Genomic DNA, 22618 nt, shown 5'->3' on the forward strand with positions numbered 1-22618 from the left:
TGCCCATCGACAATAATTGGGTGGAAAACCAGATCCGGCCTTGGGCGCTGGGTCGTTCCAACTGGTTGTTTGCCGGATCGCTGCGCAGTGGTCAGCGGGCAGCGGCAGTAATGAGTCTGATCCAATCGGCCAAACTGAACGGACATGATCCCTATGCTTATCTGAAAGATGTGCTGGCGCGTCTGCCGACGCAGAAGAACAGTGCCATTGCTGAATTACTGCCTCACAACTGGAGCGGTCCGGTCAACCTGTGATAGCCGGACGCTTACCCTCCATTTGTGCAATGGTCTTGTTGGCAGTCTGAGAAATGGCGCGCTTCTTTTTTGGCTTGCAGGCAATCGACTTGTGAAAAAACAATTATCGATTTGTTTTGCAGACAGTCGATACCCCAGAATACGTCACTTCTGACATCTTGGGTGATGGGAGTCTGTGAAGAACCAATATTGGCGTGGTGAATTGATTTTAATACCAAATGCGCTGATGCAAACTGAGAAATCAGTACAATAGAGACAGCCACTATACATTTAAAAATCAATTTCAAGTTGAGCGCCATTCTATTCTATATACCCTTCTATTCTATATATTGGTACAGACGTGCTCATCTTCATAGTATGCTTACTATTTCAGCTTTTCTTGATAACGATCAATTTTTCTTTACCCGGAGCGAATTATTCCTGCTTATCGTCTTCCTCGCTGCCGTACAGGAGGTCACTCAACTCTTCCGGGCTCATGTGCTTTATTCTCTCTTCGAGCTTTCTGTCATAGCTACGGTCGTTAGGATCCCAGCCTGCTTGGGCTTTGCGCCGATATTGCTTTATGAACGCTCCAATATCGCCTTCTAGTTTCTTGTCTCGCTTACTTTTCATGTTCCTCTATACATTTAAAATCAGACTTTGAGTGCCGGTATTAACGGGGTAGCACCCGTCCTAACTTTAATATCTCTTGGCCTTTCAACACTCGCGAAAGCTTAACCTTACCAATTAATATTCTTTCCATATCGCTGATACTGATGATGATTTGAATATAGTAGTGAGTTTCTATTAGCTCTTACAAATTGCTGTAAAAGCTCGCCCAGATTATCTTCATATTTATAAAACTCCGCATCCAGCTGGTCTAAATCGGATTGGTAATTTTCATCGTTTTCAAAAGGTTCAAGTTGCTTCCATCTTTTTTCCCGGTTAGCAGAGGGTCTTGATTCTGGAAACCAACGCATGGCCTTTTCAAGCAATATGGCAGACTTGTCAGCCCCAATCTTCTTTAGACTTTCAAGGATTTCTAAACAATGATCTCCTAATGAGTTAAAAAATAGTTGATCAAACCCTCCATTATGAACTTCACCGTCAAAACACCACAAAAGGTAGACCAGTCTAGCGTCTGGTCCTAGTCTTTCCAGGTATACGGTATTGCCATCGCTACCAGCGAAGACAATTTCAAGGCATACATTGAACACTTCCGAAGCAGGCTCATCATAATGGGAAAAATCAGCAAATTTCACTCGTCCACTCGTCCACTCGTTGTAAATCCTAACGCCCGCCAAACAGGAGTCATTTTTTGCATTAGCGAAAAGTTTGCTTTCACCTGTAACCTATTCTTATTCACTGTCAGTTATCACTCATATTCAAGTTCAGAGTATATCTCCTCGCTTACTTGCCTCAGATATTTCTGGGCTTTTATAAGCTACAATTATCGGAAGTTGGGACATTCATCAATGTTCAGTTTTTGGATGTCCTATTTACCAACTTAATCCCCATTTTAAATTAAACCGTTTGATAACGACTTCGTCGATTAATCTAGGGGTTTTCTGATTTTCATAGCCTCATCTCGTCTTCAATCTTGTATCCAGGTGTTTCTTTATATTCAAATAACACCAGCAATACTCGTTAAAGTGAAGCTCCGCGAAGATTCGATTCGCGTGTTTGAAATTTTAATATAGCTAACCACAATGCTCTCTAGCTTCTTGCTCGGATCTTACTTCAACTCCATTGCAGTAATAGTAGGGCATTATGCAATCGAGATACTTACGGCCATATTGCTTGGATGCTTCCTTGTTGTCGATAAAGTCAGGTAATTCGCTATAAAACTTTCTGCTGCAACTATTTGATTTTACATATATATCGTCTTTACAACGTTTCTCAGTAGTATTATAACTGTCTTCAGCGTGTTTACAGGAATTAATAGCAACTTCAGTCCACAAATCATAGAAGCGCTCTTTTGGAATTGGATTTGAAGCCGAGTCTTGAAGTGTGTATTCATTGCTTCCCTTTGCGTCATAGTAATAGTATGCTGCGCCAGCAATAATTATTATAACCACCAACTTTTTCAATTTCTTCTCCGTAGTTTTATACATGGCAACAATTTAAATGCCGTATTACAATCCAAAAGGCGTTCCAACAACCTACGCTTGTTAGGTGTTATCGGCATTAACTAGCTTCTCAAATCGATCCCCAAATTTTTCACCATACCTCTCATCGACCTTTTTTATACTTTCAATAGCTTTATCTATATCGAAATCGTCTGGACGATTCTCAATTATTGCTAATGCCTCATTGTGCAATGCGTTCGCCAAATGTGCAGAGATGGCCTCGCACAACATATTTTTATCAGTACTGCCGAGATGATCACTTAGCAATAGGCGCAATTCATAAACAGCCTGTGCAAGAATTTTTATTTTTGCATCCTTTTTATCCATAACTACCCCGATCAAGAAACATAGCGCTTCGAGTTAGAAACACACATTAGACTCATCGCCATATATTGTTTGCAGCCCCAACTAATTTAGTTCCTCTAAATCAATTGGATAAAGATGAAATGGACCATATCAATAACCGCCATCGCTCAGAAGATTATTAAGGTCCTTTTCCTCAGGGTATCCCTCTTCAGGCTGTAGCTCTGAAAATTCATCTTCTTCAATCTTGTACGCTGCACTTACATCAACCGGCTTGTACAGATTCGAAATCAGATGCCTTTCGGTACTTTCAATCGCTGACTTGATATCCCTCTCGCGAAGGTAGACGCTTACAAATGCTCCCCCGCAATCTGAGGGTAACTGAGTACCTTCCATATGGGTGATCTCTACATCAACCCGATAAACAAATGCCATTTCTCTTCCATCGCAAGTTCTTACTTCTAACGCCCAGCTTTACAGTTTACCTGCATCTGCGACATGTTAACTATTTTTCTTGGCATACCAATGCTGATACCAATCATCGTCGTATGGTTCATTTGGACAAAATGAAAAGACGGAATTTGGAACATCCATTAAGTTCCGTTTTTGAGGGACCCATTTACCACTCCATCAAATTCATCAGGAAACTTGATAGAAGATTCAAGCCTCACTTCTTTCAATTCTGAGATAAACCGACTTATTTCACTAGTTAGCCCTGGAATTAGGTAGATAAAATACGCTTCAAGTTCCGTCACCACCGCTAAATCCGTCCCCAAAATCGTTACCTGAAGACAGTCCGCCATCTATTGCACCACCACTTGCAGCTGTTACGATTGCTATATTGAAGCTTACTGCTCTGGCCGTTGCGTAGTCCACGACCATCGATTGAGGACGATTAGTAGTGCTCTTTTCATACTCGTCTTTAGTACAATACAGCGCAATGGCGTAAAAAAGATATTTGTCATTTAGCTTTAACAAATTTGCTGTATCGGTAACTTCCTTCGACGTATAGACCCTCTTCTTACCGTACCTTTCCCTCAGCACAGGGCCAAGCGATGTCACATGCTTTTTGATCGCTCGTTTTCTGAGTAACACGCTAAAAAAATTCACTAGGAACATTCCTTTTATCGGCTGTATCTGGGTTCTCGAAAATTGACTTACGTACTATATGGTTATGTTTTCACATGACAGCACAAGTGCCAAATCATTCACAAACAATTCAACCAACCTTGATACCATATCCCTTTGACGCCACTATTCGAGTGCTCTGATAGCAACAATCGTCATTACTCTACCGAAACGCCTGGCCACTGCAGACAGTATAGTAACGGTGGTCAGAGTGCGAGATATGCAACTCTCCGGCGTGAGTTATCCTTGAGCCCTGATACTGGATTGTTAAACGGCCTCAAGACTTTGGAGCTATGATCCGCCAATATGTTTTGGATGTCCTAATTCCTAGCTGGCGAGCGGAACAAGGTCCGCCCCAACATTTTGGGGCGATACAGCCCAGCATTGTCAGTATTTCACCTAAACCCTGCCAATTCAGAATTAAGAAAATTAATCCTTAGATCACTTTCGTTTTCGAAGCACTTACCCAGTATGTTGTCAGCAAGTTCTTCATCTTTTAATACTTTTAAAACCAGATAGGTGTTTGAAAAAACTTCTATATTTACTGGCACTGAATCACATGGCTCATAGGCAACACTTTCTCCTGTGAAATACCAGCTTACCTCTTGCCCAAATGGATTGATATAAACGTCAGAAACGTATTCTTCGGCTTCCTTTTCTGCTCGCTCAATTGCTTCATCGAATGATCTTGCCTTAAAGGTAACAACCCTCTCCTCAACCATATCAAATTCGTCTGAATCCCCCCCACTCCTCGAATAGGGCTCTCCCTTTGTTCGGGTACGATAGATAGTTTTTACTGCAAATGTTTTCCACATACTCACTAATTGCCGTCACGTAGGTAAAGGGCGTAAACAAGCCCCCTTTAAAATTCTTTTTAGTGTTTACCACACACTAAGTGTACTTAAGCTGCATACTTTCAAATTGAACCTGGAGCTCAATGCCGCTAGAAAATAACATTCGATGCTCAAATTCAGATTCCATTACTTCAATTTCGTGATAACCCAAGTCTCCGTATCCAAACGTCCCTGGGAGACCTTTTTTAGCGTCTGATATACTTTTATAAGAGGTAACACCTAAATACTTTATAATGACTTCACGTAGACTACCTTTATCGTCGCCTGCATAAATCAACAAATGCAACAATCTATTCTTAATATCTAAATCTACTTCCCTTAGCTCACCATCATGAATGTATATCTCATTATATAGCTTCATATATGCCTCAGGGATCTGACCGGCATATTCCTTTACATAAGCATCATAGGTGTCTAATGGGTCTTGTCCCTCTAGCTCCTGAATTCCATTCCACCAATCCAATGTAAAATATTTCATAGAAAGCCACTTAATCTAACAATTTCATATCTCAGAGGCGCGCACTTCCCAATGTGAAGACTTCGAAGATACCCTCCTCCCACCAATTCCACTGAACAAAGCCCCAGAAATAAAAACTTTCTTTAACGAAAAGCCGTGCGTACACAGTTGCCAACTGTCCACACACGCCTAACCGCGGCCTTCAATTAGTTGGGCTGAAGCCGAATGGCTATCCGCATGATTATTAATCCTAATTGGCGCCATGTGAAGGCCGAAAACAATTGAAAAATTCCTTTTATAGTTGCGAAAAAAAATCATATAACCAGTGTAATAAGGCTCCTCAAACTCCTCAGGTCTACCGTAGTGATTAATAAACCAATCGAGCTTCTCTGCTTTCTGTTTCTCGTTCCGATTAAACTGATCTGTCAAATAGTTTACGTAGGAAATTTTCTCACCAGTAAAGCCAACATGAATACGTGTTTCTTTGTTTTCAGATACGTAGGTAAAATCCACTTTTTTTTCATCCGAAGCTTCGATCTTTTCTACAGAGGAAAACGCCGAAAGAGCTTTTAAGACATCTTCAGGTGAAGCATCCAGTTCGATAACTGGAAACTTTGGCTTAAAGCTTTTCTCTTTAAAGAACGAAAACATTTTTCTGCCTAACCTTTGTGCATTGCACCTGCACGTATATCAATTTCAAGACTTCGAAAATACCCTCTCATGACCTTCCCCCTCTGACTACAGTATAAAAGTCCAGGAAAGTTGAAGAACTCATTTACCAAAAACCGTACGAGTTCTTGTCATTTTAACGGTCAAACAGACGGAATTTGGGACATCCATCAAGTTCCGTTTTTGGATGTCCTAGTCACCTTATTCGCCTATTCACCAGTGTTAATTTTATTCTTGTTTCTGTGCATATTTCTGGAGTAATTCCGGAAACGTCTCCTGCGGTGGAAATTTGCAAAAACTATGCTCTGCACCAGTAGTCGCCCAGGCCAGCTTTTCATCCGTGTAAGTCTCTATAAATGGCTTGTAGGTTTGAGAATCCTCTAGCATCATTGAGCGTACATTGACAAAATCATCCATGCCTTCGGGGCGCGTGAATAACCAACTCATACAATGCGCACAGAAATAGTGGCGCGTCCGCCCATGCAGCCCACCAATCACAGGGGCTCCTGAAATGATCGAGAAGGCTGTACTCGGAAATAGCGAACTCAGGCTAAACGCGCTTGATGTCATCTGCTGACACCCGGTGCAGTGACAGGCCATTGTGATCAGGGGGGTTGCACTAACTTCAAATTCTACCTGCCCGCAACGGCAGTGACCTTTAACCTTCTGCGATTTTCCGTTCACCATCATCTTTTTCCAAATTCAATATCGTTAGAGCTTTATACATTCCAAAGCTAATAATTCCAGGCATATCACTTAATGGAGCAGGTATTTCACAGTTAACACCTAGTTCATGAATTCAAACGCGCCTTGCCTGAATATTCTGCAACGTCTGGTTAGACATCTTGATTGCTTCGATACTCATCAAGCAGTTTATAGAATAATTCAACTGATTCTTTGTGCTGTTCAAAAGATATACTCTCGGCATAACCTTCCCACTTCACTTCATGAGGATTATCCCCCACTGAGATAGCTAACACTAAGTTTCCCCAGCCAAAGGAGGAAGGTCGGCAACCATGTTTCCGGGCGGCCCATTCAAAAAAACCGCCAAAACCAGGTGAAGCTATATCTACCGCTCCAACACCATCCATTGCCATTTGATAGCCACACAAGAATGTATTCAAGCTTGCCAGTGATACTTCGCCAGTATACATGCCAGGACGTTTTCTGATTTTATCCAACACATCGAAAATGTTATATGTTAGCTCACCCATTGATATACCTAACGATTCTGTAGACAAACCTTAGCAAATCAGTTCTCCCCACAGACTCTCCCTAATGGTTAGTTTTCCCAATTTTGCCCTATGTGTATTCACCCCAGGCAATCATCCGTTCCAGGTCCGGCGCTACGTCCGGACCAGAAGGTGCACACCTAGCCGCAGACTTCAATTATTAGACAACATCTGCTTTGACCTCTCTCCTGCTAATTCCAAACCATGATTTCACATCATGGCTGATAGCAATCAACACAGGAATCAGAATCAGCGTAATAGCAGTCGCAAAGATTTCTCCATAGGCCAGCGATATTGCCGCAGGTATCAGGTATTGGGCCTGCTCCGAGGTCTCCATCATCAGTGGCGTCAGGCCCGCCACAGTTGTGGTGGTGGTCAGGAAGATGGCTTGGAAGCGCCCCATTCCTGCCTGATTCAGGGATTCATGAACATCCTCTCCCTCTTCCCGAGCCTGGTTGTATCGGGTCAGCATCACCAGGGAGTCATTTACCACAACACCTGCCAATGCCAACATACCGAAGAAAGACAGGATACTGAGTGGCACGTCCATGATCAGGTGGCCCAGTGCCGCACCGATAAAGCCGAATGGAATGACCGACATGATGATGAACGGCTGTCCGTAGGACTTTAATGGAATCGCCAATAAAGCATAGATCAGAATACAGGTGAGGATCAGCGCCTTGATCAGCCCGCCTTTGATGACTCCGATTTCCTCCAACTCACCTGCCGCCTTGATACTCACCTGCGGGTAGCGCTGTTTGAGCTCTTCGACAAACGACGTCAACATCATCTGTATCTCAGTCGGTGAAATGGTCGACTTGTCAACCGAGGCCCGAATGGTGTTGACCTGTTGCCCGTCACGTCTGGCGATATACTCCGTAGAGTATGAAGACTCTACAGTAGCAACCGCGGCAACAGGAAACCAGACTCCCTGCTCATTGACGACTCTGGCTGACAGCACGTCCTCCAGGCTGTCTCGATATTCAGCACTATCCTTGAGGATAACCTTCACCTCCTCTCCCTGTCTTTGCAACCGCTGGTTTTCTAACCCGCCGTACCGGGCGCCGATCTGGCTGGCCAGCAACTCCTGATTAAAACCGAGATGCTCCGCCTCTGGTTTCAGCTTCAAATACAGTTCAGGCTTGCCTTGTTTCAGGTTATCCCGAAGATTGCTGACACCTTCTATGGTTGCAAGGTAGCGGATCATCTCGCCACTGGCCGCCACCAAGGCCTCACGATCTTTACTGTATAGCTGTAAGGCAAAACCACCGCCGGTTTCTTCTGTCGCGCTGAATGTCAGCTCAGTTGTGCCTTCCAGCCTACCCACTTCTTTCTGCCATTCCTTCATCAGGTCAAGGGTGGACACATCGGACCGACGCTCTGGAACCGTCAGCTCTGCATAAATTTCCACACTGGAAGCGTCATTCACTACCAGCAGCAGATGATTCAGTGGTGGGACCTCAAGCTGGTACTCATTGGCGAACCTGTCGCTGACCAGTCGTCCTGCCGCCTCTATTCGATCGGCATTCTTCACAGTCAGGCGATGGGGAGCACGCTGATCCATCTCCATCTTGATATTGATCACTTGGCCTGGGATATCCGGGAAGAAGACCGTACGGATTTTCCCGGCCTCAATCCATCCCAGGCCTAATGTCGCCATGGAAAAAAACAGGATCAGCACCGCATAGCGTGTTTTGAGGGCAAATTTTAACACTGGTGCATAGATTCGGTTATTGAATCCCTGCAGTAAATACTGCGCTCCCCGTTGCACACTGTCCCACCCCCGGTTGACCGGACGAATTAAAGCCCCTACCCAATGAGTTTGAGACTCAGATCCTTCGCCACGATTTTTTGCGGTCTCCATTCTTATCGACGCAAGGTGCGCGGGCAGGATGAACTTGCTTTCAAACAGCGAAAAAAGCAGTGCCATAATGACCACCCCGGAAAAGCTCGCCAGCACCTTACCCAGAGCGTTATCGATTAACAGCATGGGGTAAAAAGCCGCGACCGTGGTCATGACACCAAAAATGGTTGCCATGGCGACTTTCTTCACGCCGGATTCCGTTCCGGCCACCGGATCAGATATTCGCCGTCGCTCAGAAAATACGCTTTCACCAACCACAACAGCATCATCAACCAGTATTCCCAGGGCAATGATAAGGCCAAAAGTGGTAATGTCGTTTAGCGAATACCCGACCCAATCGCTCCCCATGACCGCCAAAGCCCCCGCCACAGAGATAGGAATTCCCATGGCCACCCAGAATGCCAATTTCAGATTCAGGAATACCGCCAAGAGGATGAACACCAGTATCAACCCCTGAATTGCATTATCCTGGAGCAATTGCAGACGATCTGAAATATAACGACTGCTATCCGCCCAGGTCACCACTTTTACCTCGGGAGGTAATACAGGTTTGAGCTCCTCAACGGTGGTACTGATGACCTCTGCAATGACCAGGAGGTTCTCCTTTCGGCCAATCAACACCTCAAGTCCGATTGCCGGTTGACCGTTGAACCTAACAAAAGAGTCCTCCCCGGCGTAACCATCTGTCACCTGGGCCAGATCGCTCAGAAGTACCTGGCTGCCATTGGCTTTTACCTTGATCGGGATATCTGCAAAATCCTGGTAATGGTAAGCCTGATTATCGGCACGTAACTGGATAGTCCCACCGCGGGTTTTCAGCTCACCCGCTTTGTAGGTAAGAGAAGCCTGTCGAATACGTTCGGACACCATATCCAGTGTCAGTTGGTACTCTTCAAGCTTTTCCGGATTTACCTCAATCCAAATTTCAGCCTCCCGCTGCCCCCAGGTATTGATCTTGGAAATCTCTGGTTTTGATAACAGGGCTTCGCGCACCCGCTTACCGATGCGCTGTAAAGTGCGGGGATCTGTATCGCCACAGACCTGAACGATCTGAGCGGGCAAATCAAAGTCATTCCGGCTGATAACCGGTTTTTCCGCCTTGATCGGAAGACCGTATATACCATCAATTCGGGCACGGAGATCATCCGACAATCGATCCAGATCATATCCCGGCTGTTTCTGCACAATGACACTCGACAGCCCTTCACTGGAAAATGAGCGAACCTTATTGATGCCTGGAACCCCCTGAATGGCGCGCTCAATTCTTTGGGTAATCTGCTCATCCACCTGGGTGGCATAAGCGTCGGTGAACACGGTATCAATCTGCAGCTCGTCAGCCGGCAGCTTGGGAAAGCCCTCAATGCGTATGGACGAAGCCGTAAACCAGCCCCCAGCCAGGATCAGCACCATGATCAGATTAGCTGCAACCGGATTACGAATAAACCAACTGGTTAGGCCATTCATGATTCGTCACCTGTCTCTGCCAAATTCGCCACGCCCATATCAATCGTATCGGAGGTGTTGCTTTCAGCCACCGGCTTCACGGGTAGGCCCGGCATAAATGACGCAAGTGGAAACGCAGCGATCCGCCATGATGATGCTGCTTCAGGAACATGCCCGAGATCAGTTCCAGACTCAGGTAATCCGACAATCACATGGCCATCTACTGGTACCGGATTGGTGACTCGAAATGAGCGTAACAGGTTGTCTTTGTCGATATACCAGACCAGACCATCCCGGGTGAGCGCCCCTTCTGGTATCAGCATGGCGTCTTCATAAACGCTTCCGGGTAATGTTGCGCTGACAAAGTCACCCGGCAGGATATTTTTATCCGAAACAGAGCTTACGACGTCAAGGTGGAGCCGGTATTGTCGGGTATCCTGATCGAGATACGCTCCGCCCCGGCTGATTCTAGCCTGTCCCCTAAGCTCTCCGGAAATATCGTGCAATGGAACAATGGCTTTCTCCCACTTGGGTGCCAGCCGCCCCCACTGCTCCCTGCTCAGGGACACCACCATCTCCAGATGCCGATGATCCAGCAACGTCAATAGTGCTTCACCTTCTGTAACCGTCTGTCCCAGTCCGGCAATTCTGTCGACAACAATACCGTCGAAAGGTGCTCGAATTCGGGTGTAATCCAATGCCACTTTTGCCGCTTCCAGCTGCTTCTCTGCATTGGCCACTTCTTTTCTGGCCAGTGCCAGTTGCGGCTTATACAGTGCCAGTTCGCCGGGCTGACCGGTCATTCCCGAATTATTCCAATCACTGACAGCCAGTTCGGTTCGAACTTCGGCCTGACGCAGAGCAACCCGCGCACTCGCCAACGCCAGCTCAGCGGCCGTGACGGCTGCTTCATAACGACTTGATTCCACGGCCATCAACCACTGCCCTTTAGCCACCTCTCCCCCTGGTTCAGACGCGGAGTGAATATCGACAATCTCACCGCTGACCTGGGACTTGATGGTGACTCGCCACCTGGGACTCACCTCACCCATAACGCGGATCGAGCCTTGATAAATGCCCGGACTGACGGGAATGTAAGAAACACTGGGAAGTGCCGGGGCGGCCTTATTCGGCAATATAAGTGCCTGACTTTCCATGTCATCCAAATACACCAGGACACCCAGAAACAGAATAACAGAGCCAATCAGGCTAGCCTTCACCAGGCTTTTACGAAACACTTTGATCATTATTTTGCCACTCAAACATACCAATAGAGCGATCATACGAAAGGCGGCATTAAGGATGGCTTAAGGTAAAAGACTCAGAGGGAAAACTGACTAAAGAGAACGATTAAATCAACCACAGATCCTTATCAAGGACCACTTCTCGAGCATGTAGAACAGCGTTCATGTTTAACTGAGAGTCATGGTTAACTGAAGGCTATGATTAACAAAGAGGCATGAATAACAACGTGACGTAAACGAAAAAAGAGACAGATCAATTCCAGGAAACAACGACCCTGACCCGTTCCGGCACTTGTTCCGCCTGATAAAGAAACTTCCAACCCAGTTTGTCACATATCCGCTCAACCAACTGTAAACCGAGGCCAAACCCTCCTCCGCCTACCGACCTGCCTACTGAGCTTTCTGCATCGGTCGGATTCACAATTTCCAGGTGATCTTTAAATACTTCAATCGAAATCTCGCCATCTGAGCTGTACTGACAGGCATTACGTACCAGGTTGGCCATCACGATCCCCAGCAGATCCGACTCGATCTCCAGGGTTGGAGCGTGGGCCTGAAAGTGAATATCAATATTTCTTCCACTCAGCAGGATCTGGTGCTCTTCTATTAACCGTTCACACAGATCATTCACATTGATCCTGGACCGGGCAACCGGCTTACTGGAGTCCCGGGCCAGCCACAACAGAGTGGTGGTCAGAATATTCAAACTGTCACTTGCTTTGAGCGCTCGCTCAATGGTTTTACGCTCAGGCCCTTTAATCTGGTAGCTCAGGGTATCCAGACAGGCCTGCATAATGGCCAGCGGCGTTCTCATTTCGTGACTGGCATGCTTGAGAAACTGCTGCTCCCGCATATTGACTTCAGCCATCTTATCCACGCCTTCTTTCAATTGGGAAGCCAGAACATTTAACTCCTGAATAGGAAACTCAATATTCCCCGCGCGTTCTTCCCTTCGCAATTGCCCGGCCCATTCAGTCAGTAACCGCATGGGTTGACTGGTTTTCTTTAATAGCCAGAAGATCAGCCCAAACAGCAGCAACATGATCAGAATGGACACCGCCAGTGACTGGATCACCGCGCTTTTGAAGAGACTAATCCCGTACATCTCCAGCAATTGACTTTCATAGACACTGACCAGAAATAGTTCGCCAACGGCAGGGTCCTGATGATGCAGCAGATAGATGTAACGGCCTTCTTCCTGTTCTTCGCTGCCCCCTCGTGTTTTATCGAACTCCCTTTCATTACTGATATATCGCTCGTAAACCTTGCCGGTTTCGATATCTGAAAGGGTGAACTGTGATCTGTATACTTCAGGAACATTCTTCCAGTTCCGATAGGCACTCAGGGTTCCCGAGCGCGGCAGTGGAGCCTCGCTGTCTCTGGACAGGCGAAGGATCAGTGAGCGTGCTTCCAGTTGCATCAGATTATCACCCGCATTGAGTACGGATCGCAGGTGATAGAACACCATCAGCAACATGAAAGCAAAAAACAGCGCCAGCCCGATCACGGTTAACTGCCACCGCAATTGCTGGGCAAGACTTTTTGCCTTCTTGACTGACTTAACGGCAGATTCAGACACAGAGGCTCCTTTTTGGCTCAGAGTATCTCTGCTCTGGATCAGAAAATGCTAGGTGTATCGAAGAAATCAGTATGGGATATGGGTTATCTGGAAGCATCATCAATCATGACCCCAACGCCTGTCCTGGTGTGCACCAGCGGATAATCAAATGGTTTATCCAGAGCCTTTCGCAGCCCATGAAGATGCACGTTAAGGCGTCCGGGGTCAGCTTCCTGATCTGGCCAGACGTAGTCCTCGATATCAATCCTGGAAACCACTTTGCCACGATTCATCATCAGGCATTCGAGTATTTTCCACTCGGTAGGGGTCAGACAGATTTCCCGGCCTTCACGGACGACACGCCGACTGTCACGATTTAACTCCAATGCCCCTACCCGCAGTACCGAGGAATGTCCTTTGCTTCGGCGGTACAAGGCTTCGAGTCGTGCCCACAGCAGGGGCATTGGGCAGGGTTTGGCGACGTAGTCATCAACGCCAGCCCGAAACCCGGCTAATTGATCGGTTTCAGTATCGATGGCTGTCAGCATCAACACCGGTTTGTCACAGCCCTTCTGGCGCAATTCATGACAGACTTCAATACCGTTCAGTTTGGGCAGCATCAAGTCCAGTAGAATAATGTCATAATCATGCTCTGATGCGAGTTTTAGCCCTGTGCTGCCATTGTAGGCAAAGTCACAGCAAACGCCCTGGAGTTCCAGAAATTCAGCAATGGACGCAGCCAGTTCGGCATTATCCTCAACAATTAAAACCTGCATGATTCACACAAAAGACTGACAAACACGCCCTAGTCTACACCAAGACTAATTAAGTTGACCTTAAGATATCAGTCCTCACTAGTTAGTCGCGGTGACGGCTTTCCGGATTGAAGTGTTCAGACAGGTAATCAAGAATCAGATTCCGCATATCCGGGTCCAGATCAGGCATGCCTTGCTCTTCCACCATCCAGGTCAGTGTCTCATCCCAGCTTTTGCGGCTCAGCCCCTGTTGTTTTACCAACGCCAAGGAGTGGCAGGCTCCACAAAGTCCGCCAGTCTCCATTGAACCCGGGCCAGAAGGCCAGTCTTCCCCAAATGGGCTGTCACTGCCATGAGCTGAAATCGAAAAAAGAATGGATGCCACCAGCGCAGTATATTTTCCCAGTGCAAAAAACTGGCCAGCGGTGTTATACGCTGTTGAGGTTTTCTTTACATTTGCCATTTGAAGGGACATTTTCCTGATCATAAAACTACCTCTGCCTAATGCCGCCTGACAAGCGGGTTATATCAGTGCCTGTACGTGGTTTATCCCCCCCTGCTGGTCATTAATGTGCAGATTTATTAACCGGCATTAACTGACCCGCTGGCGATTAACCTACAGGAAATTACCTGACAGACAAAAGACGGGCCTGATTCGGCCCGTCCTGATTTACAGATAACAACCCCTGAATCAGACCGCAACCATTACCGCGATCCGATGCATACTGTTATTCAGGTATCCTTTCGGATTCCAGTTGATGGCAAACGGCTGCATATTGCCTTTGTCATCTGTCGCTCTGGCCCAGATTTCATAGTAGCCGGCGGACGGGAAGTTAACTTCCGCGTACCATTCCTGCCAGGAATATGGATTAGGCGGTGCTTTCAGATCCGCCTGCACCCAGGTCACACCGAAATCGTAGGATATATCCACTCGTTTCACCACATTGTCACCGGCCCAGGCATGGCCATGGACCTTCAGAGTTCTTGAGCTGATAGTCTGATTGGTCTGCGGTGTGGTGATCAGTGATTTCACCGGCATGGATTCAATAATCTTGAAGTCCTTTTTATCCACATCCGTGCCTGGTGCGACCGGGAATTTTGGCACCCGATAGGAGGTACCCGTCATTTTCGGACCGTCATGAACCACATCACGCAACTGAATCCGTTGCAGCCATTTCTGCGACGTGGAGCCCGGCCAGCCCGGACAGATTGTCCGTACCGGGAAACCATGCAACGCAGGCAGGGGTTCACCATTCATCGCATAGGCAATGATGGAATGCGGGTCCATGGCTTTTGAAATGGGCACGCCCCGTGAGATCGGCAACTTGGAGGGATCGCCGGATAGATGACCGTCCATGCTGTAGTGAGCAGTATAAACGGCAGAGGGTTTGACCCCTGCGGCTTCCAACAGGTCTTTATAGCGCACCCCGGTCCACTCAGAGTTACCAATGGCCCCGACAGTCCATTGATTGCCCTTGGCCGGCGGGTTAAATGCCGCACGCCCGTTCCCGCCACATTCCACCTGCAGTTTCAGGGTGACTGACTTAAACTTGTTTTTCAGATCATCCAGGGTCAGCACCAACTTCTTGTTTACTTCACCGTCGATGGTCAGACTCCAGTCTGAAGCGTCCTGGGTATAGGCGATTTTCGGGACAATTCCGTTATTGCGGACAAAGTGGCGGTTGGTCGGGGTGACCGCATCATCCAACAGATGGGGCGGGGTTTCAGCATTGATAGGACGATCATTCAGCAGAGTCAGACCGTCTTTGCCGTCAAACAGACTTAGCTCGGTCTCTTCGGCCATGGCAGCCGGAATAAGGCCTGATGGGAAGTTTCGATGAAACGGCATTGCCATGCCGAGCATCGCACCCATTGCCCCCAATCCAGCCCCCTTTAAAAAGCCGCGGCGGTTGGGATTAGCCCTCCTCCCAAACACCAGATAGTCCGCACGTTCCGGATCCTCTGAATATAGTTCATAAAGCCCTCTTTCTTTCTTAGATTCCGTCATGGTAGTTCCTCTCTATTTTTACTTTTCTTCTATTTCCCTTTTTCCCAAGGGTTAGTCTTAATGACCAGAGGCACCGAAACCGGCAGCAAGCTCCGGCTTCGGGACTACCATTGCCGGAGCCTGCTGCGTTTACTTAGAGAGTATCAAAGTATTCGTCGATGCCACCGGCCATGAAGTAGTAGGAGGGGACCTGCTTTTTTTCTAGATAGTATTGCAGCCACCTCACCTGTTTGCCCGCCTGATCGTAGATGAGCAAAGGTACGCCTTTGTCTTTAGCCTGTTTTATGTAACGATCGAGCAGATCGGGTCGATCCAGTGATGCGCGTCTTTCACGCATATAGAAAATGGAAATGCCATCTCTCTGCTGTTTGTCTCTCACATCCAGCACGATGCCGTTGGTCTTGAGAATCTTGTCTTCGAATTCCGGAATCGAAATGGAATGGGCAAGTAACTTGTCCTTGCTGATCAAACGCTGGTGATCCCCGAGAAGCTCACCAAACAGATTGGTATCATTGGGGTAAGACTTGGCGAAATCGAATACACCGGCATCGTAGACAATAATGTCCTCAAGATTGTATTTGCGGCATTTTGTCGCGGCTTTGTATGATTTCAGGCAGGTTTTTCCGTTGCAGTACAAAGCAATCTTTTTGCCTTTGTGAATTCCCTGAAGAATTTTCATATCCTCAATAAAGTTATCGGAGGTCAGGGAAATATTAACGGCACCTTTGATGTGTAGAGTTTTGTATTCGTAGTCAGTTCGGACATCAACAGCCACGATTTCGTCTCTTCTTAGTTTGTAATAGAAATCGTGTAGCTCAATATACTCCACTGCGGGATACTGGCGTCGGCCAGGAAATTCTTCGGCCTGTGCTGACTGCGCCAGCACCAATACCGCTAAAAACATAGTCAGTTGATTCACCCATCCTCTCGCTGGGTGCAGAGATACATTGTGATTCGATTGGCGAACCACACGGAGTGGTGTTCGGGTACACATCTTATGACATCCTTTGTAATAAAGCTGTTTATGTCGATTTGGTTAAAGTGTGTCTTTCTTATACCGAATGATTGTATCACTAGTTAAACACCTTTGACTTACCTCCCTTCTGCAGAATGTCTGCTTTTCCGTTTCTATAACTGGCCTTCAGGCAAGCAAATATCCCAAACGGAACGAGCCCGATGGGTTAATGATGAATCTAGGGGGATTTCTGGTCTCATGGTGATAAATCGAATTTACGGGGAGCGGACTTAATGGTCCGTGAAAGGAATGAGCTGAAGAGTGTTCGATCCATGGTGAAATCCATCTTTTTCCTCTTTTAAGGCCGTGCCTTACCTTCGCGGCAGATAGCACAACACTTATTCCTGTATTCTTTTAATGTCGTCTTCTAACGATTGAATTCTATAATAATTATTTATAAAGCAATCAGGTGTTGCAGTTCAACTAAAATCTCTCGATTTGATTAAATAACATGTCTTAACATTAGTGTGAATCTGGAAACGTTTCTTTACAAACTTGAGACTTTTTCCCTTTTGAACACAAATGCCAACTAACGTTCATCCAAACCTGCGCAATCACAAAAGATGATATAGCCTTTCGAAAATCCCCCTCTACTCTCCAACGTATCCGAGCATATAGAGACCTCCGGATAAGTGATCTGCCAGCATTGGATGAGACAGCAGATATTCGGCGGTGTTGCCAGACCAGTTTTCTTCAGCCTCCTTACGCGCTATCTGCCACTCTTCCAGATCGAAAATCGTTTCGACCGAGCCACATCAAGGCCAATACTTCTTGCTGTTGATCCGGGTCCAGATCATTGACGATAGAGCGAAATTCGTGAACGCTCTGATCACCACTATGGTCGGCAAGCACCTGTAAGGCCCAGTCATCCGAAGAATCAGATGTTTCATCCGGAAACGCCACTCCCTCCTTAGCGTGGAATTCCTGGGCCAGTTGAATCAGCCTGCGAACCGTCTCGGGATTGACTTCCAGCATGACAGACTCCTGCACTTGAGTTGACCTGTACATTTTATCGCCAACACACATTGTTTTCGCGCATAATTTTGACAATTTCAGGCTGACCGGTTTTAGACGGAAATCAAATTATTCGCTGAAGACGACCTGTTTATGCATACCTGCTTCATAGTGACCGGGAATGTTACACGCAACCTGCACCTGCCAGGCTTTTTCGAATGTCCAGATCAACTCTTTGGTTTCTCCAGGCTGCATCGCCATCGCGTTACCGGCCGGGCCATGATCCATGCCGGGATTTTTCATCATCATGGCACCGTGCTCGGCATGCTCTTCCTTGGTTCCAATGGCGAATTCATGCTCGATACTGCCGTCGTTGGTCACGACAAACCTGATGGTTTCCCCATCCTCCACCTTGAGTTGCTCGTTCACATAGAAAATCATGGCGTCTTCAGCGGAAACCATAATGGTTCTGTCCACATCATCCGGGTGTCCGGGCTGTCCAGCCAGGGTTGACATGCGAATGATCCCATGCCTTTCACCTTGATGGCCGCCTTGGTGACTTCCTGCGGCCTGGACGTTCGATATCATTAACCAAGGAGCCAGGGCGGCAATTATCAAGTGTTTCATATTCATAACTTTTCTCTTTAACTATTAATCTTAACCTACCGTATTTACTTGCTTTCCAATCTCAGAGTTAAAGTATTTTCTGCGATCAGATATCAGATACTCTTTGAATCTCCCTGACGTCTGACACTATTGCGATTCCCTCGCTGTCACTGCCGGGAGGGCATACAGATTTTATTTTCTGCTTGAGCTGTTCCATGTGTTCCTGGACCAGGAATATTTCAAACATGGCGCATTCCATGGTCCAGTTTGCGAAGTAAAAGTTTGGATGGCTGCCATAGCCGCGACAATGGACAACCGCCATGCCCACCAGTTCGACCTGTTTCAGAGCCTCTTCCAACTCCTGCTCTTTCTGTAAAGGGACCATTAAACTCACACGTACATAGCTCATGCCTTCACCTCATTTGCCGTGGACATTTCATTATTTCTGACAGGACTCCCCTGCTTAACCAATGCGTAACGCCTGGAAACAAAATAAATGGCGGGTATCACCAATAGCGCCAGAATGACCGTGCTGACCATTCCTCCGATCATAGGGCCGGCGATACGTTGCATGACCTCTGAACCTGTTCCGGTGCCATACATGATCGGTATGAGGCCAATGATGATCGCGCACACGGTCATCATGATCGGCCGCACTCTCAAACCCGCACCCTCCAGCACTGCCTTATGCAGATCTTCCACAGTGATGACATGCCCCTGATGGGTGGCTTCTGCTTTGGCTTTCTCAAAAGCTTGATTCAGATACACCAGCATCAGGACACCGATTTCAACCGCCACACCTGCCAGCGCGATAAATCCGACGCCAGCGGCGACAGACAGGTTATAACCCATCCAGTACATCAACCAGAGACCACCGATAATCGCGAACGGCAGGGTTCCCATGATGATGAGAACGTCACCAAAACGCCTGAAGTTCATGTACAGCAACAGGACAATAATGCCGATCGTCAACGGGACAACCAATATCAATCTTTCCTTCGCTCTGACCATGTATTCATATTGACCGGACCAGGCGATTGAGTAACCTGCCGGCAGATCAACCTGTTCGGCAACCAACTGTTGCGCTTCCGCCACATAAGAGCCCAGATCCCGGCCTTCGATATCCACCAGAGTCCAACCGTTCAGTCGGGCATTCTCCGATTTAATAGCGGGGGGTCCATCACTGACGTAGATATTCGCCACATCGCTCAGGGCAATTCTTTCACCTGACGGTGTCACTACCGGCAGCAGCCTCAACTGCTCAGCAGAATCACGATAATGCTGGGGATACCTCAGATTCACCGGATAACGCTCCAGGCCCTCTACGGTTTCAGTGATAGTCATACCACCGATCGCCGTACGAACTACGTCCTGAACATCGGCAACATTCAAACCGAAGCGGGCAGACTTCTCGCGGTCGATATCCACTTTGACGTAGCGCCCACCGGCAACTCGCTCAGAGTAAACCGAGGCGGTCCCTTCAACCTGGGGCAACACTTCTTCCAGACGCTTACCAATTTTTTCGATTTCCTGCAGGCTAGGACCGGCCACCTTGATTCCCACCGGTGTTTTGATTCCCGTAGACAGCATATCGATCCGGGTTTTGATGGGCATTACCCAGGCATTGGTCAGCCCTGGAAATTTCACCAGTTGATCCAGTTCTTTTCGTAACCCCTCCGAAGTGAGACCGGGTCGCCACTGGTCCCTGGGCTTCAGTTGAATGAAGGTTTCGATCATGGTCAAAGGTGCTGGATCAGTGGCGGTATCAGCACGGCCAATCTTACCGAAGACGGTTTCCACTTCTGGTACCGTGGCAATCAGCTTATCGGTCTGCTGAAGAATTTCGCGGGCCTTGCCGATAGACACACCGGCATAGGTGGTCGGCATGTACATCAGGTCGCCTTCATCCAGTGGCGGCATGAATTCGCAACCCAGTTTTGTCGCTGGCCAGAGTCCAAGCACCATGACGACAACGGCAAACAACAGAACCGTTTTGGGGGCTTTCAGAATACCGTTTATTACAGGCCGGTAGCAGGCAGTGAGAACTCGGTTCAGAGGATTCTTATGCTCCGGAAGTACCTTGCCCCGGATGAAGTAACCCATCAGTACCGGCACCAGCGTGATGGAAAGACCTGCAGCGGCCGCCATGGCATAAGTCTTCGTGAACGCCAGAGGGGCAAATAATTTGCCTTCCTGGGCTTCCAGAGTAAACACCGGCAGGAAACTCATCGTGATGATCAATAGTGAAAAGAACAAGGGAGGCCCCACTTCACTGGCGGCCTGTCCAATCACCTGCCACCGATTTTGGTCGGTCAGTTCGGTGCGTTCCATATGTTTATGAACGTTCTCTATCATGACGATGGCACCGTCCACCATTGCGCCAATGGCAATCGCAATTCCGCCCAGGGACATGATATTGGCGTTCAACCCCTGCTGATACATGACAATAAAGGCGGCGAGAATACCCAGCGGAAGACTGAACACCACCACCAGAGAAGAGCGAATATGAAACAGAAACAGCACACAGATCAGAGTCACAACAATGAACTCTTCGATCAATTTTTCGTAGAGGTTGTTGACCGCCCGCTCTATCAGAGATGACCTGTCATAGGTGGGTACGATCTCCACCCCGGAAGGTAGCCCCTGCTTGAGCTCTTCCAGCTTCTGCTTAACGCCGGCAATCGTTTTCTGGGCATTCTCACCAAAACGCATGACGACCACGCCACCGACCACTTCTCCCTCACCGTTCAGTTCGGCAACGCCTCGGCGCATTTGAGGGCCTAGTCGAATTTCAGCAATATCACGCAACAATACCGGCGTACCATTTTGATTCAGCCCCAGTGGAACCTGTTCCAGATCTTCCTTTGACTCAAGATAACCGGTCACTCTTACCATGTATTCCGCTTCAGCCATTTCGATCACCGAGGCACCAGATTCCTGATTCGCCCGCTGAATAGCCATCCGAATAAGATTTAAGGGGATACCGAAAGCTCTCAATCGATTAGGATCGACCACCACCTGGTACTGGCGCACCATTCCTCCGATGGTCGCGACTTCTGACACCCCCGGAACCGTCTGCAATTCGTATTTCAGGAACCAGTCCTGAATACTTCTTAACTGCGCAAGATCATGCCTCCCACTCTTATCTGTCAGGGCATAGGCATAAACCCAGCCGACACCAGTGGCGTCTGGCCCCAGTTGAGCTTTGGCCGATGAGGGCAGAGTTCCTGCCACCTGACTCAAATATTCCAGGACACGGGAGCGGGCCCAATACAGATCGGTACCATCCTCAAAGATGACATAAACATAGGAATCACCGAAGAACGAGTATCCCCGAACCGTGGTCGCCCCCGGCACCGACAGCATGGCTGTGGTCAACGGATAGGTCACCTGGTCTTCCACAACCTGTGGCGCCTGCCCGGGATATGACGTTTTTATGATGACCTGCACATCCGACAAGTCGGGTATGGCATCTATAGGGGTATTGCGCAGGGTAAAAAACCCAGCCCCCAGCAGAATAAATGCTGCCAGAAGTACAAAAAATCGATTCACAATCGACCAGCGAATAATCGCAGCTATCATCGGATTCCCTAACCTTTGAAAATGGGGTGTGTTGACGCTTCAGGAGTCCGGGGAGGGGTGGAAGGCTCCACATCCTCCCCGAGTCACGCCTAAAACCGGTTTATGTTTTATAACGTTGACTACTCAACAACTTTGATTTCTCTGATCAGATAATTGTTATCCCCATCCACTTCGAGCATAAACTGTACCTTCTGGCCCAATTTGAGAGAGGACAGATCCACATCGCTATCCGTTTTGAAGTTCATCCGCATTTTCGGCCACTTCAGTTCCGCAATCGGCTCATGACTGATGTTCACCATGTGACGGTCAGCGTGAATCTTATTGACCATACCGACACCCATTACTTCGCGGTGTTGGCTTTCAGACATGCCATGCCCTTCCATCATTTGGTCGTTCTTCATCATCTCGCCATGCTCCATCATGTGTTCTCCCTTGCCCTCGTCTGCATGTGCCCCCCCAGCCATCAGGGTGGCGCCTAACAACAGAGCTACAGAAGCCGATTTGAATGAAACAAAAGACGTTTTCTTAACTTTGAACATTGAATTTCTCCTCGTTCTTTTCATTTGGTTTTCATATCACTTTCA

At 47.7% G+C, this 22618-nt stretch carries 25 protein-coding genes; 1 reads left to right on the forward strand and 24 read right to left on the reverse strand.

Features of this window, described 5'->3' with window-relative positions:
- A partial coding sequence (locus tag F566_RS0111845) for an IS66 family transposase (RefSeq protein WP_020405614.1) occupies positions 1-254 on the forward strand: 254 nt, incomplete at its 5' end.
- 414 nt (positions 255-668) lie between these two features.
- On the opposite strand, the gene F566_RS0111855 is transcribed toward F566_RS0111845, so the two are convergent.
- The 24 genes from F566_RS0111855 to F566_RS32675 form a co-directional block, all read right to left on the reverse strand.
- Positions 669-866 (reverse strand): hypothetical protein, encoded by a 198-nt coding sequence (locus F566_RS0111855; RefSeq protein WP_020407205.1) that lies wholly within the window; start codon positions 864-866, stop codon positions 669-671.
- Between the two features lie 107 nt (positions 867-973).
- Entirely contained in the window at positions 974-1495 is a 522-nt protein-coding gene (locus F566_RS0111860; RefSeq protein ID WP_020407206.1) for a DMP19 family protein, read from the reverse strand.
- 438 nt (positions 1496-1933) lie between these two features.
- A complete protein-coding gene (locus tag F566_RS0111865) occupies positions 1934-2323 on the reverse strand; it encodes a hypothetical protein (RefSeq protein ID WP_157496754.1) in 390 nt (129 codons plus the stop codon).
- An 81-nt stretch (positions 2324-2404) separates the two neighbouring features.
- Positions 2405-2689: a hypothetical protein gene (locus F566_RS0111870; RefSeq protein WP_020407208.1), complete on the reverse strand. Its 285-nt coding sequence runs from the start codon at positions 2687-2689 to the stop codon at positions 2405-2407.
- A gap of 129 nt (positions 2690-2818) precedes the next feature.
- Positions 2819-3100, reverse strand: coding sequence for a hypothetical protein (locus tag F566_RS0111875; protein WP_020407209.1), 282 nt, complete (start codon positions 3098-3100; stop codon positions 2819-2821).
- Between the two features lie 306 nt (positions 3101-3406).
- The gene (locus tag F566_RS32660; protein ID WP_020407210.1) at positions 3407-3775 is read right to left on the reverse strand and encodes a DUF6559 family protein; all 369 of its coding nucleotides are present in this window, start codon (positions 3773-3775) and stop codon (positions 3407-3409) included.
- Positions 3776-4188: 413 nt separating this feature from the next.
- Complete coding sequence (locus F566_RS0111885) at positions 4189-4608, reverse strand: DUF4288 domain-containing protein (protein WP_083921069.1); 420 nt, start codon at positions 4606-4608, stop codon at positions 4189-4191.
- A gap of 76 nt (positions 4609-4684) precedes the next feature.
- Entirely contained in the window at positions 4685-5125 is a 441-nt protein-coding gene (locus tag F566_RS0111890; RefSeq protein WP_020407212.1) for a hypothetical protein, read from the reverse strand.
- A gap of 168 nt (positions 5126-5293) precedes the next feature.
- Complete coding sequence (locus F566_RS0111895; protein ID WP_020407213.1) at positions 5294-5755, reverse strand: hypothetical protein; 462 nt, start codon at positions 5753-5755, stop codon at positions 5294-5296.
- Between the two features lie 246 nt (positions 5756-6001).
- The gene (locus F566_RS0111900) at positions 6002-6463 is read right to left on the reverse strand and encodes a GFA family protein (protein ID WP_245555231.1); all 462 of its coding nucleotides are present in this window, start codon (positions 6461-6463) and stop codon (positions 6002-6004) included.
- 146 nt (positions 6464-6609) lie between these two features.
- A complete protein-coding gene (locus tag F566_RS0111905; protein ID WP_020407215.1) occupies positions 6610-6987 on the reverse strand; it encodes a hypothetical protein in 378 nt (125 codons plus the stop codon).
- A gap of 178 nt (positions 6988-7165) precedes the next feature.
- Positions 7166-10333, reverse strand: coding sequence for an efflux RND transporter permease subunit (locus tag F566_RS0111910; RefSeq protein ID WP_020407216.1), 3168 nt, complete (start codon positions 10331-10333; stop codon positions 7166-7168).
- Entirely contained in the window at positions 10330-11559 is a 1230-nt protein-coding gene (locus tag F566_RS0111915; RefSeq protein WP_020407217.1) for an efflux RND transporter periplasmic adaptor subunit, read from the reverse strand. Before F566_RS0111915 ends, F566_RS0111910 begins: the two co-directional genes overlap by 4 nt.
- Positions 11560-11809: 250 nt before the next feature.
- On the reverse strand, positions 11810-13135 hold the full coding sequence (locus F566_RS0111920) for a sensor histidine kinase (protein WP_020407218.1): 1326 nt from the start codon (positions 13133-13135) through the stop codon (positions 11810-11812).
- 83 nt (positions 13136-13218) lie between these two features.
- Complete coding sequence (locus F566_RS0111925; RefSeq protein ID WP_020407219.1) at positions 13219-13890, reverse strand: response regulator transcription factor; 672 nt, start codon at positions 13888-13890, stop codon at positions 13219-13221.
- Between the two features lie 82 nt (positions 13891-13972).
- A complete protein-coding gene (locus F566_RS32665; protein ID WP_245555233.1) occupies positions 13973-14332 on the reverse strand; it encodes a hypothetical protein in 360 nt (119 codons plus the stop codon).
- 228 nt (positions 14333-14560) lie between these two features.
- Positions 14561-15877 carry a molybdopterin-dependent oxidoreductase gene (locus F566_RS0111935; protein ID WP_020407221.1) on the reverse strand — a complete coding sequence of 439 codons (1317 nt, stop codon included), beginning with the start codon at positions 15875-15877 and terminating at the stop codon, positions 14561-14563.
- Positions 15878-16010: 133 nt separating this feature from the next.
- A complete protein-coding gene (locus F566_RS0111940) occupies positions 16011-16796 on the reverse strand; it encodes a rhodanese-like domain-containing protein (RefSeq protein ID WP_245555234.1) in 786 nt (261 codons plus the stop codon).
- A 686-nt stretch (positions 16797-17482) separates the two neighbouring features.
- Positions 17483-17629 (reverse strand): DUF3775 domain-containing protein, encoded by a 147-nt coding sequence (locus F566_RS38325; RefSeq protein ID WP_211210657.1) that lies wholly within the window; start codon positions 17627-17629, stop codon positions 17483-17485.
- Complete coding sequence (locus F566_RS37320; RefSeq protein WP_211210655.1) at positions 17595-17900, reverse strand: DUF3775 domain-containing protein; 306 nt, start codon at positions 17898-17900, stop codon at positions 17595-17597. Before F566_RS37320 ends, F566_RS38325 begins: the two co-directional genes overlap by 35 nt.
- A gap of 75 nt (positions 17901-17975) precedes the next feature.
- Positions 17976-18479, reverse strand: coding sequence for a cupredoxin domain-containing protein (locus F566_RS0111950; protein WP_020407223.1), 504 nt, complete (start codon positions 18477-18479; stop codon positions 17976-17978).
- A gap of 79 nt (positions 18480-18558) precedes the next feature.
- Positions 18559-18861 (reverse strand): P-II family nitrogen regulator, encoded by a 303-nt coding sequence (locus F566_RS0111955; protein WP_020407224.1) that lies wholly within the window; start codon positions 18859-18861, stop codon positions 18559-18561.
- Positions 18858-22034 carry an efflux RND transporter permease subunit gene (locus F566_RS0111960; RefSeq protein ID WP_020407225.1) on the reverse strand — a complete coding sequence of 1059 codons (3177 nt, stop codon included), beginning with the start codon at positions 22032-22034 and terminating at the stop codon, positions 18858-18860. The genes F566_RS0111955 and F566_RS0111960 overlap by 4 nt, the downstream gene beginning before the upstream one ends.
- A gap of 119 nt (positions 22035-22153) precedes the next feature.
- A complete protein-coding gene (locus tag F566_RS32675) occupies positions 22154-22573 on the reverse strand; it encodes a copper-binding protein (RefSeq protein ID WP_020407226.1) in 420 nt (139 codons plus the stop codon).
- Positions 22574-22618: the final 45 nt, after the last annotated feature.

Source organism: Hahella ganghwensis DSM 17046 (genome assembly GCF_000376785.1).
GTDB classification, from domain to species: domain Bacteria; phylum Pseudomonadota; class Gammaproteobacteria; order Pseudomonadales; family Oleiphilaceae; genus Hahella; species Hahella ganghwensis.